Source organism: Pseudomonas sp. Pseusp10 (genome assembly GCF_059492225.1).
The window spans coordinates 4010083-4025490 of sequence record NZ_CP168528.1; the positions used below are offsets into that span (position 1 = coordinate 4010083).

18 protein-coding genes are annotated in these 15408 nt (G+C 54.1%); 11 read left to right on the top strand and 7 right to left on the bottom strand.

The window, feature by feature from the left end; all coding sequences use genetic code 11:
• The first annotated feature begins 19 nt into the window (after positions 1-19).
• Positions 20-310, top strand: coding sequence for a hypothetical protein (locus tag ACEN8Z_RS18060; protein ID WP_007993727.1), 291 nt, complete (start codon positions 20-22; stop codon positions 308-310).
• A 150-nt stretch (positions 311-460) separates the two neighbouring features.
• Positions 461-1021, top strand: a complete 561-nt coding sequence (locus tag ACEN8Z_RS18065) for a hypothetical protein (protein WP_007988249.1) — start codon at positions 461-463, stop codon at positions 1019-1021.
• A gap of 31 nt (positions 1022-1052) precedes the next feature.
• Here ACEN8Z_RS18065 and ACEN8Z_RS18070 read toward each other — a convergent pair whose 3' ends face one another.
• The 5 genes from ACEN8Z_RS18070 to ACEN8Z_RS18090 are packed head-to-tail and all read right to left on the bottom strand — an operon-like array spanning position 1053 to position 6084.
• A complete protein-coding gene (locus ACEN8Z_RS18070) occupies positions 1053-1370 on the bottom strand; it encodes a cytochrome C oxidase subunit IV family protein (protein WP_007988247.1) in 318 nt (105 codons plus the stop codon).
• 13 nt (positions 1371-1383) lie between these two features.
• Positions 1384-2097 carry a heme-copper oxidase subunit III family protein gene (locus tag ACEN8Z_RS18075; protein ID WP_495595126.1) on the bottom strand — a complete coding sequence of 238 codons (714 nt, stop codon included), beginning with the start codon at positions 2095-2097 and terminating at the stop codon, positions 1384-1386.
• A 6-nt stretch (positions 2098-2103) separates the two neighbouring features.
• Positions 2104-2790 (bottom strand): cytochrome c oxidase subunit 3, encoded by a 687-nt coding sequence (locus ACEN8Z_RS18080; protein WP_495595127.1) that lies wholly within the window; start codon positions 2788-2790, stop codon positions 2104-2106.
• Complete coding sequence (ctaD, locus tag ACEN8Z_RS18085; RefSeq protein ID WP_495598150.1) at positions 2787-4562, bottom strand: cytochrome c oxidase subunit I; 1776 nt, start codon at positions 4560-4562, stop codon at positions 2787-2789. Before ctaD ends, ACEN8Z_RS18080 begins: the two co-directional genes overlap by 4 nt.
• Before the next feature lie 49 nt (positions 4563-4611).
• The gene (locus ACEN8Z_RS18090) at positions 4612-6084 is read right to left on the bottom strand and encodes a c-type cytochrome (protein ID WP_495595128.1); all 1473 of its coding nucleotides are present in this window, start codon (positions 6082-6084) and stop codon (positions 4612-4614) included.
• Positions 6085-6400: 316 nt separating this feature from the next.
• On the opposite strand from ACEN8Z_RS18090, the gene ACEN8Z_RS18095 reads away from it, so the two are divergent.
• The 4 genes from ACEN8Z_RS18095 (at position 6401) to ACEN8Z_RS18110 (ending at position 9468) form a co-directional block, all read left to right on the top strand.
• Positions 6401-6739: a hypothetical protein gene (locus tag ACEN8Z_RS18095; protein WP_007993734.1), complete on the top strand. Its 339-nt coding sequence runs from the start codon at positions 6401-6403 to the stop codon at positions 6737-6739.
• A 228-nt stretch (positions 6740-6967) separates the two neighbouring features.
• Positions 6968-7393, top strand: a complete 426-nt coding sequence (locus tag ACEN8Z_RS18100) for an NAD(P)-binding protein (RefSeq protein ID WP_495595129.1) — start codon at positions 6968-6970, stop codon at positions 7391-7393.
• A gap of 274 nt (positions 7394-7667) precedes the next feature.
• Entirely contained in the window at positions 7668-8627 is a 960-nt protein-coding gene (locus tag ACEN8Z_RS18105) for an alpha/beta fold hydrolase (protein WP_495595130.1), read from the top strand.
• 355 nt (positions 8628-8982) lie between these two features.
• The gene (locus ACEN8Z_RS18110) at positions 8983-9468 is read left to right on the top strand and encodes an adenosine-specific kinase (protein WP_495595131.1); all 486 of its coding nucleotides are present in this window, start codon (positions 8983-8985) and stop codon (positions 9466-9468) included.
• A 484-nt stretch (positions 9469-9952) separates the two neighbouring features.
• On the opposite strand, the gene ACEN8Z_RS18115 is transcribed toward ACEN8Z_RS18110, so the two are convergent.
• Both ACEN8Z_RS18115 and ACEN8Z_RS18120 read right to left on the bottom strand, forming a co-directional pair.
• Positions 9953-10306 (bottom strand): gamma-glutamylcyclotransferase family protein, encoded by a 354-nt coding sequence (locus tag ACEN8Z_RS18115; RefSeq protein ID WP_495595132.1) that lies wholly within the window; start codon positions 10304-10306, stop codon positions 9953-9955.
• Positions 10307-10329: 23 nt separating this feature from the next.
• Entirely contained in the window at positions 10330-10995 is a 666-nt protein-coding gene (locus tag ACEN8Z_RS18120; protein ID WP_495595133.1) for a M24 family metallopeptidase, read from the bottom strand.
• 82 nt (positions 10996-11077) lie between these two features.
• On the opposite strand from ACEN8Z_RS18120, the gene ACEN8Z_RS18125 reads away from it, so the two are divergent.
• The 5 genes from ACEN8Z_RS18125 to ACEN8Z_RS18145 all read left to right on the top strand — a co-directional run bounded on the left by ACEN8Z_RS18125 (position 11078) and on the right by ACEN8Z_RS18145 (position 15342).
• Positions 11078-11809, top strand: coding sequence for a TetR/AcrR family transcriptional regulator (locus ACEN8Z_RS18125; RefSeq protein WP_442100187.1), 732 nt, complete (start codon positions 11078-11080; stop codon positions 11807-11809).
• A 284-nt stretch (positions 11810-12093) separates the two neighbouring features.
• The gene (dapF, locus tag ACEN8Z_RS18130) at positions 12094-12909 is read left to right on the top strand and encodes a diaminopimelate epimerase (protein ID WP_495595134.1); all 816 of its coding nucleotides are present in this window, start codon (positions 12094-12096) and stop codon (positions 12907-12909) included.
• Between the two features lie 59 nt (positions 12910-12968).
• Positions 12969-13289, top strand: coding sequence for an isochorismate lyase (locus tag ACEN8Z_RS18135; RefSeq protein WP_108232218.1), 321 nt, complete (start codon positions 12969-12971; stop codon positions 13287-13289).
• A gap of 356 nt (positions 13290-13645) precedes the next feature.
• A complete protein-coding gene (locus ACEN8Z_RS18140) occupies positions 13646-14455 on the top strand; it encodes a glycosyltransferase (protein WP_495598151.1) in 810 nt (269 codons plus the stop codon).
• A gap of 83 nt (positions 14456-14538) precedes the next feature.
• Positions 14539-15342 (top strand): 2OG-Fe(II) oxygenase, encoded by an 804-nt coding sequence (locus ACEN8Z_RS18145; RefSeq protein WP_495595135.1) that lies wholly within the window; start codon positions 14539-14541, stop codon positions 15340-15342.
• The last annotated feature ends 66 nt before the right edge of the window (positions 15343-15408 follow it).

Here is a 15408-nt window from a genome sequence, read left to right on the forward strand (position 1 = left end):
ACTCTCAAAGGAGACGACCATGTATGCGGTGATAAGAACCTACCTGGGTGCTGGAGCCAAGCAGCTATTCGAGCTTATGGAGGAGCGCAAAGTCGACATCGAAGCGACCTTGCGGACAGTACCTGGCCTCATAAGCTACACACTGCTGAATACGGGTGATGGTGGTACGTCGATCACTGTTTGCACGGACAAGGCCGGCAGTGATGCGAGCCTGAAAGTTGCGCGTGAGTGGATTCAGAAAAACACCTCGCATATCCATTCGAACCCGCCGATCGTGACGGAAGGTCCGGTCATTGTGCAGATCAACTAGCGACCGGCCCGCATGTTGGCAAGTGCTATACTTCGGTCAGATTGCATCAAGTGTGCAACGTTCTCAACAGTACAGATAGCGACTGCAAATTTCGGTTAACAGCTGCCGGACAGAGGAGGTCTACAGCAAACTCTGGATGGGAGGTGTGGCATGAATCGACACTATTACATCAGTGACAATCTCAACGATCTCGAAACCGTTGAAAATGAGTTGGAAGCCAGCGGCATCAATTCCGAGCAGATTCATGTGCTCAGTGAAAAAGTTGCTGATGTTGAACAACATCACCTCCACGAGGTTAACTCGTTAATGGAACAAGATGCTGTTCACTCTGGTGAGATTGGCGCGGTGATCGGTCTGCCCCTCGCAGCACTGGTTCTGGGTGGCGCCTATTGGATGGGCTGGACCGAATCCGCCGCAGGCTGGATGCCCTTTATCTTCCTTGCCATTGTTATTTTGGGCTTCTGCATCTGGGAAGGCGGTTTTTTTGGGTTCCAGGTCCCGAACACTCACTTCCGCAATTTCAGTCAGGTGGTAAAAGAAGGCAAACATATCTTCTTCGTGGATGTTGAACCGAATCAGGAATCGGTCCTGGACCAGGTAATCGGACATCATCCAATGCTGAAAATCGCCGGCACGGGAGCGGCAGCCCCTCACTGGACAGTAGCCTGGCAGCACAAATGGCATCAGTTCAAACGAGTGATATCGGGTTAGTCCCTGGAGACTCAAGGCCATCCAAAGCAGGTTATTGACCAAAGAAAATGACCCGGCTGAGGAAAACATAATCTGCTTCGGTGGCCATCAGTCCGACGAGCACCAGCAAACACAACGGTGGCACCAATATGGCGTAGACCATGGCCAACCGTTCCCAGGCCATGTGCATGAAGATGGAGACAATCAGACCTGCCTTCAACAACATGAAAGTGATAATCAGGGCCCAACGAAGGTAGCCATGGAAGTGGAAGTAGTCGACCAGGTACGACAGCGTACTGAGGACGAACAACAGCCCCCAGATTTTAAGATACAAACTGATTGGATGCTGCTGACCCTGAGCATGTGCCATCACCTGTGCTCCTCTACCATAAATAGAAGAAAGCAAAAATAAACACCCACACCAAATCCACGAAGTGCCAGTAAAGCCCGGCTATCTCGACGTTCTGATAGTTTCCGGAGCGCTCATAATCTCCCCGCAAAACTTTCATCGCCACAATGCTGAGGTAGATGGCGCCGATTGACACATGCAGTCCGTGAAAACCGGTAATCATGAAAAAGCTGGCACCAAATTGCGCCGCCCCCATGGGGTTCCCCCAGGGACGCACCCCTTCTGCGATGAGCTTGCTCCATTCAAATGCCTGCATGCCGACGAAGGTCACACCCAAGGCAGCGGTCGCCAGCATCAGGGCAGTGGTTTTCGCGCGATTGCGGCGATAGGCGAAATTAACGGCCATGGCCATGGTGCCGCTGCTACTGATCAGCACAAAGGTCATGATGGCGATCAGAATAAGCGGGATTTCTCTACCGCCGATCGTCAATGCGAACACTTCGCTGGGGTTCGGCCAGGCGGTGGTGATGGTCATGCGTACCGACATGTAGCCGGTTAAAAAACAGGTGAATATAAACGTATCGCTGAGCAGGAATATCCACATCATCGCCTTGCCCCAGGGGACCTGCTTGAAAGCCTCCTTATCCGAGGCCCAGTCGCTGGCGATGCCCTGCCATCCCGGGGCAGGTGGCAAGCCTGGTGAACTGGATGAACTGGACTCGCTTGGGGCTTGTGGGTGCGATGCCATGGCTTTTCACCTCAGGCCGCAGAGTCTGGCGATGGCTTCATAGGTTTGCGGCGTGCTGGTCAGCAGCGCGAACAGCACGAACCAAAGACCCAACAAGTAATGCCAATAGATGGCACAGAGTTCTATGCTGGCGCTGAGTTGCGGCAACGGCACGTGACGCAGGAGTTTGGCGACGGTTCTACCCCAGGCAATCAACCCGCCCAGCAGGTGGAACCCGTGCACACCGGTCAACAGGTAGAAGAAACTGTTGGCCGGATTGCTGGCGACAAAGTAGCCCCAGACGACAAACCGCTGCCAGACCCAGAGTTGCCCCGCCAGAAAGGCAATTGCGAATACGCCCCCCAATACAAAACCAATGACCGTTGCGTCCAGTCGAGCCTTTCGGGCAGCCATGCGCGACCACTGCAGTGCGATGCAACTGAACACCAGAAAAGCCGAATTCAGCCACAGGGGCCATGGATTGGCCAGCGGCGCCAAGGGTTCTGTCAGGGGTAGCCAGTCGGCCATTTGTGAGCGGGCGATAAAGGCGAGCAGGAAGAGAAAGAATAACGAGCTCACCACAGCCAGAAACAGGCGCAGGCCTATTCTTGCAGTCTGGTTTCTATCAGCGGCGGCCTGAATACCTTCAGGATCGCGATTCCAACTGCCGCCGGGGTCAGCGCCGTCGGCGTTTCTCAATAGCAGTCTGTTCATGTTTTAACGTCCGCTATCCTGGTTCCGGCACTGAGTTGCCGCATTTGTTCCAGCTCCTCGGCGGAGACCGTTTGCGGCACGAAATCCTGTTCTATCCCCGGCACGCTGTAGTCATAGGCCCAGCGATGCACCACCGGCAGCTTCGCTCCCCAGTTGCCGTGTACCGGTGGGGTGTTCGGCGTTTGCCATTCCAGGCTGGCCGCGCCCCAGGGATTACTGCCTGCGGGTTTGCCTTTAAATGCACTCCAGGCCAGGTTGAACACAAACAGCAACTGGGAAACGCCGACGGTCAATGCGACTACCGTAATGAAGGCATTCAACTCTTGCGCGGACTGCGGGATGAACGCGTAGTTTTCATAGGCGTAGTAGCGCCGTGGCATGCCCTGGAAACCCAGGTAGTGCATGGGGAAGAAGATGGCGTAGGTGCCCAGAAAGGTAATCCAGAAATGCAGCTTGCCCAAAATGTCGTTCGTCATGCGCCCGGTCACTTTCGGAAACCAGTGATAAATGCCGCCGAACACTACCAGTACCGGTGCAACACCCATGACCATATGAAAATGGGCTACGACGAAATAGGTGTCCGACAGCGGAATATCCACGATCACATTGCCGAGAAACAACCCGGTCAGACCACCGACCAGGAAGGTGACGATAAAGGCCAGGGCAAACAGCATAGGCACGGTCAGATGGATGTCACCCCGCCACAGGGTCAGCACCCAGTTGTAGACTTTCAGTGCGGTCGGCACCGCGATGATCAAGGTGCTGATGGCGAAAAAAAAGCCAAAATACGGGTTCATTCCGCTGACATACATATGGTGCGCCCAGACCACAAAACTGAGTACGCCAATCGCGATGATGGCCCACACCATCATTCGGTAACCGAAGATGTTTTTACGCGCATGGGTGCTGATCAAGTCGGAGACCAGACCAAACGCGGGAAGCGCAACGATGTAGACCTCCGGGTGGCCGAAGAACCAGAACAGGTGCTGGAACAATATCGGGCTGCCACCCTGGTGATCGAGCTGCTGCCCCAGCGAGATCATTGCCGGCATAAAGAAGCTGGTGCCCAAGAGCCTGTCAAACAGCATCATGACCGCGCTGACAAACAACGCCGGGAAGGCCAGCAAGGCCATGATCGAGGCCATGAAGATTCCCCATACCGAGAGCGGCATGCGAAACAATGTCATGCCGTGCGTGCGTGCCTGCAACACCGTGGTGACGTAATTCAACCCGCCCATGGTGGCGGCGACGATAAAAATCGCCAGTGAGACGAGCATCAGCACAATGCCCCACTCGACCCCCGGTGTCCCCCGGGCAATGGACTGTGGCGGGTAGAGCGTCCAGCCTGAACCCGTGGGGCCGCCAGGGACAAAGAAACTGGCAAGTAACACCACGACCGCCACCAGGTAGAACCAGTAGCTGAGCATGTTGACATAGGGGAAGACCATGTCGCGGGCACCCACCATCAACGGGATCAGATAGTTGCCGAAGCCTCCCAGAAACAATGCCGTCAGCAAGTAAATGACCATGATCATGCCGTGCATGGTCATCGCCTGATAGTAAGCACTGGCATCCATGAACGCCAAACTGCCGGGGAAGCCTATCTGCATGCGCATCAAGTCGGACAACACCACGGCGATAAGCCCCACGAACAGAGCCGTCAAGGAATATTGAATGGCTATGACCTTGTGGTCCTGACTCCAGATGTATTTGGTCAGGAAACTTTTGGGCTCGTGCAGCGCTTCTGTCTCGGCTTGCTCCGCATAGGCCATCACGTCATCCTCCTGTCGAAGTTTCAGTGTATTCCTGGCTGCTTTACGGCTACTTCCCTGGCTCCGCCTTGCTTGCATCAGCGTTGGCATTCGCTTTGGATTTGATAAAAGCGATCAGCGCGTCCAACTCCTTGTCGCTCGGTTTCAAGGCCGGCATGACGGGTGCATAACCCTTGACGACTTTGACAGCAGGATCAAGAACCGATTCCTTTATATAACCCTCATCGACCTTGACGCTCGTATCGTCGGCAAGGGTTTCGGTCTTGCCATACAGGCCCTGCCAGCTGGGGCCGACGCCCTTGGTGCCATCGACACTGTGGCAGGCCAGACAGCCAAGCGACCCGGCCAGCCGCTGTCCCTGCGCTACAAGGTCTTCACCCGGGCCCGATGCCGAGCCAGCAGAAGCTTCATCGCCCTGCTGCACAACACCCAGTGATTTGATCAGGGCGACGAGCGCACCCAGTTCATCGTCAGTGAGAGTATAGGCCACCATGACCGGCGGGTAGCCCTGTACCAGGCGGGCCTTCGGATCGAGAATCGACTCTTTCAGGTAGGCCTCGTCGACCTGCACACGGGTGCCATCGGCAAGCTGTTCAGTGCGGCCGTACAACCCCTTCCATCCAGGACCGAGACTGGCACTGCCATCCTGGCTATGGCAGGCACTGCAGCCGTATTTCTCGACCAGCAGGCGGCCTTTTTCCAGCACGCTGTCCCGACCGGGTTTGGCAGCCGTCGTTAATGTCTGCGCGAAAGTCGGTTGGCTTTTTAGCCATTGATCGAAGACGCCCTGCTCTTCCACGATCATATGGCCGCGCATGTTGTAATGACCTACGCCACAATATTCAGCGCAAAGGGTTTCATACTTTCCGGTTTTAGTCGGCGTAAACCAAAAGTACGACACCATCCCAGGCACCATGTCCATCTTGCTGCGAATTTGCGGTACATAGAAGTCGTGCAGAACGTCTTTAGCGCGCAGTAAGACTTTCACCGGCCGATCGAGCGGAAGGTGAACTTCATTATTGATTACAAGCACATCGTCCTGCCCTACAGGATCCTTGGGATCAAGACCGAGGGGATTGGCGGAATCAACAAACTTGATATCCGATTTGCCCAGCTTCCCGTCTTGACCGGGAAAGCGAAAGGCCCACTGCCATTGTTGGGCGATCACTTCAAGTTCGTAAGCATTTTTCGGCACCCGGATGAAATCGTTGTAAACAACCAGACCTGGCGCCAACATCCCGGCAATACCGACCGAGGTAACGATAATCAACCATAATTCCAGTTTTTTACTTTCTGGCTGGTAGGCCGCCCTGGCACCCTCCTTGTGACGAAACCGCATCACCGCTACTGCCATGAAAGCGGTGATGGCGATGAAAAATATTCCGCTGATGATCAGGGTGATGAACAGGGTGGTGTCTATGGACCCCCAGTTGGAAGCTGCCGGTGTCGCCTGCCAAGGCGCTAGTATGTGGAAAAGCACTGATGCAATAACGATTAGTATCAAGATAATTGCTATTGCCATTTGCTCTTCATCCTATTCCTGTTGTTCATTGGTTATGCAAAAGCATCGCCACTGACGTCCAAGCAGGGCAGACAAATACCACCCATCAGGGCGGTAAAGTCAGTAAGGAGTATAGAGCCATCGGCTTGTACCGCGAGGTTGGCAAGAGAGGTCCGGTTGCCGGCTATACTTGAACTCTGATGACGGACAGCTGCCATCGGCCAGTAGCGGTACCAAGGGGCGAACCCTGCCCTTGTGCAGTCGTCAAACATGAGTGATCGCAATAAGCAGGGACGCTAACTAATAGAATCCAGCAATCCACATGGGAGGTTTCGTCATGAGTGCCCTGACGATCGAAGGCTGGTACAAGCCCAGCCCCGACCAGAAGTCCATCCCGATCGGTGAGATCCATTTTTACGTCGACGGCCCTCTCCATGTCCGTCTGGAGGAGGCCGAAGAGCGCTTGCAGAATTCCCACGAGCGTGAAGCCATGGTCGATGTCGATATGGACTCGATGGATTTGATCATGCCCGAGGGATACGCGCCTTTGTCCGACTGTCAGATGCGTGTCTATTTGCACCACGAACGCGGTCAGTTTCACCTGGTCGGGCACCGTGCGAGCGATGGCAGCCTGATCTATACCAACGCGGTGTTGATTGATCAGCTGATTGAGTAACGGCTACGTGATTCTCGGCACCGGACTTTCTCATGCAGATTGTCTGCGCCAAGTGTCGGGGAAAGTACCGAACCGGCGTTTGAATGCGCGCTGGTGAGTCGTATCTCAGGCTGCAGCCATTAACTCCATCGGTTATGTGGGTGAGGAGCATTCGTTCTATTAGGCTCGGTACAGGTAGCTAATCTACTGAGGTTGAGGGGGAAGCAACCTTCAGAAAGGCGAAAGCACATGGACGCAAATCCGATCGAGACCGACTACCTGATCATCGGTGCTGGCGCGACGGCCATGGCTTTCGTCGATACGCTACTCAAGGAAACCAATGCACACATCGTGATGGTGGATCGACACGACCGACCTGGCGGGCACTGGAATGATGCCTACCCGTTCGTGCGATTGCACCAGCCCTCGGCCTTCTATGGCGTCAACTCTCGCGAACTGGGCAGCGCAACGAAAGACAAAGCGCAACTGAACGAAGGCTTGTATGAGCTAGCCTCCGGCGCCGAGGTGGTGAGCTACTTCGACCAGGTGATGAATCAGCAGTTTCTGCCGTCAGGTCAAGTCCGTTACTTCCCCATGTGCAACTACACCGGCAACCGCATTGACGACCACCCTGCTCGAACAAGGCAGCATACCTTGCCGATCAAGCGCAAATGAACGCGCTGTGCACGATGGTCCCCCGCCTCACATCCCCGCGGACTGGATCAGAATGTGGGCCGTCTACCTGGGAAACCAACTACGCTGGGGAGAGCATGAAGGCCTGGTCCGCTGGATCAAGCAGTCGCGCTTATTCTTTCTGAATGCGGTGGTCAGGGGCTTGCAAGAAACCGACACCGAGAAACTGGCACAGCTGCATCGGCTCGCTGTCAGCAGGCTCTGGCGAGTCTGCCGCGGTTGCTGGGGTCCATCGCTTGAATTGCAGGAAGCGCACATGAACGAGCCACACCTTGAAATGCTCGATATCAATGGCATCCGCATGCAGGTAGCAACGCAAGGTAGCGGCCCGTTGGTCTTGCTATGCCACGGTTTCCCGGAGCTGTGGTACTCGTGGCGCAACCAGCTTGCTGCGCTGGCGGCCGCCGGCTATAGAGCGGTCGCGCCTGACATGCGCGGCTATGGCGGCACCGATGCGCCGGCCGAACCCGATGCCTACACCACACTCCATCTGGTAGGCGACATGGTCGAGTTGGTCAACGCACTCGGCGAACAGCAAGCCGTGATCGTCGGCCATGACTGGGGCGCGCTGGTGGCCTGGAGCGCAGCATTGCTGCGACCCGATCTGTTCCGCGCAGTGGTCGGCATGAGCGTTCCCTTCTCGCCACTGGGGCACGTGGAGTTCCTGAGCGCACTTGCCTCGCGGGGTATCAGAGACTTCTACATCCAGTATTTCCAGACGCCGGGTGTGGCCGAGGCCGAACTGGAAAGGGACGTCGAGTCGTCGCTGCGGCGCATGTACTTCAGTGGCTCGGGTGACGGGCCTGATCGGCCGATGTTCGGCCTGCTGCAGCCGGGCCAGGGCTTCCTGGAAGGGATGATCGAGCCCGAGACCCTGCCAGCCTGGCTAAGCCATGAGGATATTGCCTACTACACCCGCGAATTCACCCGCAGCGGATTTCGCGGCGGCTTGAACTGGTACCGCAACATAACGCGCTCATGGACACTGCTGGCACCTTGGCGCGGTTGCATTATCCGGCAGCCGTCGATGTTCATTGCCGGACAGCGCGATGACGTACTGAAGTTTCCGAACTCCCCGCGGCAGATCAAAGCCTTCGCGCAGACACTGCCGGGACTGCGCGGGTGTCATATCCTCGAAGATGCCGGCCACTGGATACAGCAAGAACGCGCGACAGAGGTCAATGAGTTGCTACTGGGCTTCCTGAAAGAACTCTGATCGGGAGGTTACGGTATGGCACCCCTGAGAACCACGCCCGCCAAAAGACGAAACCTGACTGCGGAATTGGTCGCTCGGGTTGAGCGTTTCGAGCCCGATCCCGGCCCCGAACCGGGCACGACCGGGGCGGAAGCTGCACGGGTTGGCATACCGGCTTGCGAAGCAAGACCACTTCAAGCAATTGGCACAGTTAATGGTCCGGGAAATAGACGCAAACCCGCCGACCAATGTTCCGCGTTGGATTTCGGTTAAAACCGAGTCCGGGATGTCACTGGACGGAGCAACAACCAACGAGTAGCTATGCTTGGTTTGTTGACAGACTCTGGTAGCAACATCGTGAAAGGAGGCGTATGAGATGCAACTCATCACGTTGAAAATCGATAAGCCGGATGTGACGAACTTCATTTTGGGGCAGACGCACTTCATCAAATCCGTCGAGGACATCCACGAAGCGCTGGTCAATACCGTGCCAGGTATCCAGTTTGGCGTGGCCTTTTGTGAAGCCTCTGGCAAATGCCTGGTGCGATGGTCTGGCACCGATACCTCAATGATTGAACTTGCACAGAAGAATGCGAAAGCCATCGCCGCAGGCCATAGCTTCATCATTTTCCTGGGCGACGGTTTCTATCCGCTGAACGTGTTAAACACCATCAAAATGGTTCCAGAGGTGTGCCGTATTTTTTGTGCAACAGCCAATCCAACCGAAGTGATTCTCGCTGAGACGGAACAAGGACGAGCAATCCTGGGCGTAGTGGATGGCCTCTGTGCCAATGAAATTGAAGGTGATGAAGACATCCTGTGGCGCAAGAACTTGTTGCGGCAAATTGGCTACAAGCAGTGAATTGCAGAGCGAGCACTTCGTGAGAAAGGGACTGGTTTGATGTCGCCTGGCTGAACATCTGCGAAGTGTCGATTGCAACTGGTCGCGGATGGCCGATGAGGCGTTCCGGCTTGATGTCGAACTGCGCTTCGACCCGGTCGATCATGGTCTTGGTGCTCTCGACCTCGGCCGTGCGATGAGCCGGTGTGGGTTCCACATCCACGTGAACGAGTAAAACAGTCGCTCCTGCCCACTCGATAACTGTCCCGTCATGCTGAGTGCTTCCCTGCTGGCCAATGCAGATTTTTTGCCGCAGGCCAGACAGAGGAGCTGCTTCTTCAATAAAATCAGACGAAAACAGTCAGTCAAAGAATTCCATACCTGCATACGGCTGGCGCCGGCATTGCTCAAGCCGTGTCAGGATTGTCGGAGCATCATTAAGCTTAGCGTTGTGTACTAACAGCTATAGCGCTCAACGCCTCTTCACTTTCCGCATCGTCGGAATTCAGGCTTGCACGTAGACCCAGGCAGTGGCTCCAGACTTCAACACGACCCCTACCCGCCGATAATCGGCCACCTCATATTCATCGGCAGCCGCCAATTCGTTCGCGGTGATCTCGAACACAGTGCCGGCTATTTCATCCGACGGGTCACGGCTCTCCTGCACTATGGGGTGGTGGGTTTTCCCACTCGCGGCCAGCACTGTCGGATCGGTGATCTCGACCCAGTTCTGTTTGTACCCCGGCAGGCTATCAGCTCGCCCTTTCAACTCGCGCCCGAAGGTGGACAGCTGGACGGCCGGATCTTGCAGGGTGCCATAGGAGAACAGCAGCACCGGTTGCTCGGTTGCGTGGGTCATTGGAGCTCCTTGATTGAAGTCGTTCAGATCAGCAAGTCTTCATAAAACGCGCCAAATGGACGCTCGTGATGGGCAAGCTGGATCTCCAGAATCCACAGGCCGGTGTTCGGATATTGATCCAAATCCCCAAGGTCACCGCCCCGGTAAATCGCATGGGGAAAATCACTGACCCTGTGACCCTTGATGTCGAGGTTGAGCTTCCACCCCATGTCCTGTGCCTGGGCGGCGGCAAAGTCGTAAAGCGCCACCCCGGAAACCCGCTCACTGCGCCAGAAGCTTTCGACCCGATTGAACAATTCCTTGGCCGCCGCAGCACAGGCGATCATTTCTGGATCGGAGCCGGTGGTGAATGTCGCGCCGGCATCACCTTCATGCCCTTGCCAAACCACGCCCAAGTCGATGAAGAAAATATCTTCGGCCCCCAGCTCGGGATCGCCATCAGAGCGCTGCTTGAAGGTCTTGAGCGTGTTGGCGCCAAAGCGAACCAGCAACGGGTGCCAGATCCGATCCATGCCCAGTTCCGCAAGGATGTCTTTACCTCGCAACTGCGCCTCGGATTCGCGCATACCGGGCGTGATGATACGGGCGATCTGATCGATAGCCGTCCAGGTCATCTGCTGTGCGTGACGCATCGTTTCCAGTTCGTAACGCTCACCTACCGCTTCTTTGCTGCTCAAGACCGTACTCATCATTCATTCCCTTGGTAAGAAAGCGCAGGCCAAGCGCTATATAGTTTTGTATATTGCGATATTCAATATCAAAGATAAAGCCATGACCCAGGCTTCACCCAACCTTATGACAATCGCTAGCACCCAGACCGATGATCAATGCAGCGCGCTGGATCACTCTCTCAAGCCCACAGCGACCAGCATCCGCCAGCGCAATCAGCACATGATCCTGAAGGCGGCAAGCGAAGAGTTTTCAGTGACTGGCTTCGACGCCACACAGACTCGTGACATCGCGGCGCGTGCCGGGATTCCTAAGGCAAATCTCTATTACTATTTTCAAAGCAAAGAGAATCTATACGCCCGAGTACTGCTGAGTTTTGTTGAGCCACTGCTGAAAGCTTCAGCGGCATTAAGAGAAAGCGACGACCCGGTGGTTGGCTTGCAGGCCTACATACACGCCCGGATTCGCATCATTCAAGAAAACCCCCACAGCTCAAAAGTCTTCAGTCACGAACTGTTGTTTGGTGGAAAACATTTACCTGAGGAGTGCAAGAACTCGCTGCAAGCCGAGGCTCAGCGCAACGTCGATTGCCTGCGCAGCTGGATTGATCGTGGCCTGATCGCGCCAGCTGATCCCGAACATTTGATGCTCTTCATCTGGTCGGCAACCCGAACCTATACGAATCTCGGTTGGCAGATGTCACTCATAACGGGCACACCAAAACCGGACGACGCAGACTACAAGTGTGCGGCGGCGACCATTACGCGGATGGTGCTGAGCGGCGCGGTTCCAAAAACAGAGAAAGGAATTAAAGCCGCAGCATTTATAACTTGAACGAACACCAACATTCTGTTGCTGGTGATGGGCCTAGCAACAACGGTGGCCCACAAATGGCCGCTTCACGCCCTGAGAAAGTCAGTCAACCAAAATCGAGGTTCTTGAGGAGCGGTGAACCACGCGTCCTCAAGGCATTCAAATAGGTGGTTTCATCGTAGAGCGTCCAGTCTGCCAAACACATTCGCCTCATGAGTTTTCACACAGCTTGCAAAAGTCATGCGAATAGGGATAGTTCGCTTTAAAACATCAACTCATCACTTGTCTCGCCGCCAGGTCTATTTATGCCGCTGAGCTTTCATAAAATGCACGCCAATGGCGATGATTTCGTTATCGTGGACTCGCGAAACTCACCTAATCCAATCACAAGCAATATGGCTCGGCGAATGGGAGATCGGAACCGAGGAGTCGGCTTCAATCAACTCGCGGTGGTGCTCGATTGCGATGATGCAGATGCGCGTTTGATGTTCTGGAATGCAGATGGCTCAACGCTGGACGCTTGCGGCAGCGCAACGCGGGGGGCCGCGGATATGTTGATGCGCGAATCCAATACGACTTCGGTCGCACTGCGAACCAACCGTGGCCTGCTAACTTGCGAACGAACTTCAACTGGAGCCATTTCTGTAAACATGGGAAAGCCGCTTTTGGGCTGGTCGGATATTCCTCTGGCCCTGGAAATGGATACTTCAATGTTGCCACTTGCCGGTGACCCAACGGCTTGCAGCATGGGAAATCCGCACTGCACCTATTTTGTGGATGATCTGAAAGCAGTTGAGATTGCGACGATTGGACCGTCAATTGAAACCAACCCCTTGTTTCCCCTCAAGACGAACGTGCATTTCGTCCAGATCATTGACCGAGAGCACATCAGGTTGCGTATTTGGGAGCGTGGGGGTGGTATTCCGCTGGGTTCAGGCTCCTGCTCTTGTGCCGCCGCGGTTAATGGAATTCGTCGTGGCTTGTTAGCCAATTCTGTTGAGGTTGAATGTGACGGCGGAGCTGTAACGGTTCAATGGGATGGCGTGGGATCAGTCTTTCTCACCGGGCCGATAGAGACGACTTTTTCAGGAGTAATCGCGGATACTCTGTTGAAAGCCTGATTTTCAGGCAGGCCGCTATCCGAAGGCCCACGAGCTTTTCAGCAACCGGAGTCACCTACATGGACGTCATCAATCAGTTGCAGCCCGAAGAGTGTGCAGGCATGGAGGATATCCGCCGCGAAATCGATGCCCTTGACCAAGTCGTTATCAAGCTGTTGGGCAAGCGTTTTCACTACGTACTGGCGGCCTCGAAGTACAAGACCTCAGTGACTTCGGTGCGTGCTCCGGAGCGTTTCAAGGCCATGTTGGCGACACGACGCGAGTGGGCCGAGGCTGAGGGCCTGAGCCCGGATGCCATCGAGAAGATGTACAGCGATCTGGTGAACCACTTCATTGCCGAAGAGATGAAACACTGGGCGGCTCATCAATCCGAAACCTGAACCTGGTGTCCGGACTGTCCGCCATGGGCTGTGGATTCAACCGAGGCTCCATCCACTGATGTGGTCGCCCTTGAGCAGGCTCGGTTCACGCCGTCCCAAGACGCCCGCCTGGCCAGCCTCCTGATACGACGAATCAAGTCACGGATATTTACCTGTAGAGCAGATCCTTATACGATGAAGTCCGCTTCTACTGCCCTCCATCAGATCTGAGTAAGCTATGGTTGTTATGCATCACAAAGTGACTTAACAAAATATGCTCTATAGCCACGCAAGATTTGCGCGGAAAAACAAGCAAAGGCTGTATACCGGTTAAATCACTTCTACATTTAAATACAATACCATTGAGCACCCGAATGATGAACAACTCTGGTTTTTTGCCCGAAGGTTCTAAAGCCTTCAGCATAGTTATAGTAAATTATAAGACACCAGAAATTACCAAGATATGCCTGGACTTATTGCACCAGCATTTTGGCAGCAACAGCGTACCCGTATGGGTAGTTGACAACTATTCCGCCGATGAAAGCACTGAATATTTACGTTCTCTTGACTGGATCAATTTAATCGAGCGCTCTGTTTCTGAACCAGAAGCGGGCCACATCGCGCATGGCAAAGCACTTGACCTGGTTTTGGAACGAGTTGAAACTGATTATTTATTCCTGATGCATACTGATACATTTGTTTTCGATAAAAATATTTTCCCGATGATGCTGAATAAATGCTTGAAAAACCAAAAAGTCGTGGCAGTCGGTTGTGTCGAGCAATTAAACCGCGGCACCACGAGAACTCTTTGGCGCTTTAGCTCACGACTATTCAAGCATCATTTCAGGCGCCTGAAAATCTCCATGGGATTGCGCTCCAGAGAACCAAAACCGTACAAAGAAGTCTACTTGAAAAGTTTCTGTACATTATGGAACTGCAAACTTGTCAAGCAGCACAACTTGCACTTTTCGATGGATGATCGCGTACCAGGTTATACTCTCCAAGACCGCATGACCGAGCTTGGCTACGTCGTTGAAATGTTGTCACCGCGTAAAATCTTCAGCTATCTGGATCACATTCAGGCTGGCACTGTCGCAGCGGCTGGCGGCTATGACAAGACTCATAGACGAACCAAAATGTACAACAACATTCTTAAGCGCCTGAACAAGGACGACAGAAAAAGTTAGGCTACGATTTGACGGAACGAGCACTGCATTCAACGCTGCTTGAAGTCACCCATAAGTTTTTATATCAAGTTATTGGAGCGATAATGGCCCCCATCACTCAAGCACTACCTATCACCCTGTCCCCGGAGCTTGATTTCGACCAAAATGCTGCCAGCGCCTTCGGTGATTCATTGACCAGTCGCTATATTCAGGCTACGCCATTTCCGCACATAGTCATTGATAACTTCTTGCACGAAGACCTGATTGCGAGCATCTGCTCGCACTTCCCAATCGAGCCAACCAACAACGAAATGCTCTACGAGCGAGGCTATAAAGGTCAACGAAAACGTCAAATCAGCCCCAATGAATGCGCCCCCTTTTTGAAGACTGTTTTCAACGTCTTCAACTCGGCTCCCATGTTGCAGTTTCTTGAAAAGCTCACAGGCATCGAAGGCTTGATACCCGACCCCTACTTTACCGGTGGCGGCCTGCACGAAACGAAAAGCGGTGGTTTCCTGGGGGTGCATTCGGACTTCAGGCTCAACAAAAAACTAAATGTCGAGCGCAGGCTGAATGTCATAATTTATCTGACTGAAGACTGGCGAGAGGAATACGGCGGCAACCTGGAACTTTGGGATGCCGACATGAAGACCTGCCTTAAAAAAGTCCTGCCCATTTACAATCGCTGTGTCATTTTCAACACAGACAAAGACAGCAATCATGGACACCCAGAGCCTTTAACGACTCCAGAGCACATCACCCGCAGGTCTATAGCGCTTTATTACTACACCGCAGGCACCATGGCGATCGACCCTGCACAAAGAAACAAAACCCACTACAAACCAAGGCCCAAAGATCGTTTAAGCCTGAAGTACTACATGGGCAAACTAATCAAGAAGAAAAATTAAACTGTATCGCCAGACGATCGAGCTCAGCTTTTTTGAACGTTAGCTTGCACATCAGGATATGCCCCC

Coding starts and splice junctions, on each gene's coding strand:
- ACEN8Z_RS18060 (WP_007993727.1), top strand. CDS start 20: ATGTATGCGGTGATAAGAACCTACCTGGGTGCTGGAGCCAAGCAGCTA.
- ACEN8Z_RS18065 (WP_007988249.1), top strand. CDS start 461: ATGAATCGACACTATTACATCAGTGACAATCTCAACGATCTCGAAACC.
- ACEN8Z_RS18070 (WP_007988247.1), bottom strand. CDS start 1,370: ATGGCACATGCTCAGGGTCAGCAGCATCCAATCAGTTTGTATCTTAAA.
- ACEN8Z_RS18075 (WP_495595126.1), bottom strand. CDS start 2,097: ATGGCATCGCACCCACAAGCCCCAAGCGAGTCCAGTTCATCCAGTTCA.
- ACEN8Z_RS18080 (WP_495595127.1), bottom strand. CDS start 2,790: ATGAACAGACTGCTATTGAGAAACGCCGACGGCGCTGACCCCGGCGGC.
- ctaD (WP_495598150.1), bottom strand. CDS start 4,562: ATGGCCTATGCGGAGCAAGCCGAGACAGAAGCGCTGCACGAGCCCAAA.
- ACEN8Z_RS18090 (WP_495595128.1), bottom strand. CDS start 6,084: ATGGCAATAGCAATTATCTTGATACTAATCGTTATTGCATCAGTGCTT.
- ACEN8Z_RS18095 (WP_007993734.1), top strand. CDS start 6,401: ATGAGTGCCCTGACGATCGAAGGCTGGTACAAGCCCAGCCCCGACCAG.
- ACEN8Z_RS18100 (WP_495595129.1), top strand. CDS start 6,968: ATGGACGCAAATCCGATCGAGACCGACTACCTGATCATCGGTGCTGGC.
- ACEN8Z_RS18105 (WP_495595130.1), top strand. CDS start 7,668: ATGAACGAGCCACACCTTGAAATGCTCGATATCAATGGCATCCGCATG.
- ACEN8Z_RS18110 (WP_495595131.1), top strand. CDS start 8,983: ATGCAACTCATCACGTTGAAAATCGATAAGCCGGATGTGACGAACTTC.
- ACEN8Z_RS18115 (WP_495595132.1), bottom strand. CDS start 10,306: ATGACCCACGCAACCGAGCAACCGGTGCTGCTGTTCTCCTATGGCACC.
- ACEN8Z_RS18120 (WP_495595133.1), bottom strand. CDS start 10,995: ATGAGTACGGTCTTGAGCAGCAAAGAAGCGGTAGGTGAGCGTTACGAA.
- ACEN8Z_RS18125 (WP_442100187.1), top strand. CDS start 11,078: ATGACCCAGGCTTCACCCAACCTTATGACAATCGCTAGCACCCAGACC.
- dapF (WP_495595134.1), top strand. CDS start 12,094: ATGCCGCTGAGCTTTCATAAAATGCACGCCAATGGCGATGATTTCGTT.
- ACEN8Z_RS18135 (WP_108232218.1), top strand. CDS start 12,969: ATGGACGTCATCAATCAGTTGCAGCCCGAAGAGTGTGCAGGCATGGAG.
- ACEN8Z_RS18140 (WP_495598151.1), top strand. CDS start 13,646: ATGAACAACTCTGGTTTTTTGCCCGAAGGTTCTAAAGCCTTCAGCATA.
- ACEN8Z_RS18145 (WP_495595135.1), top strand. CDS start 14,539: ATGGCCCCCATCACTCAAGCACTACCTATCACCCTGTCCCCGGAGCTT.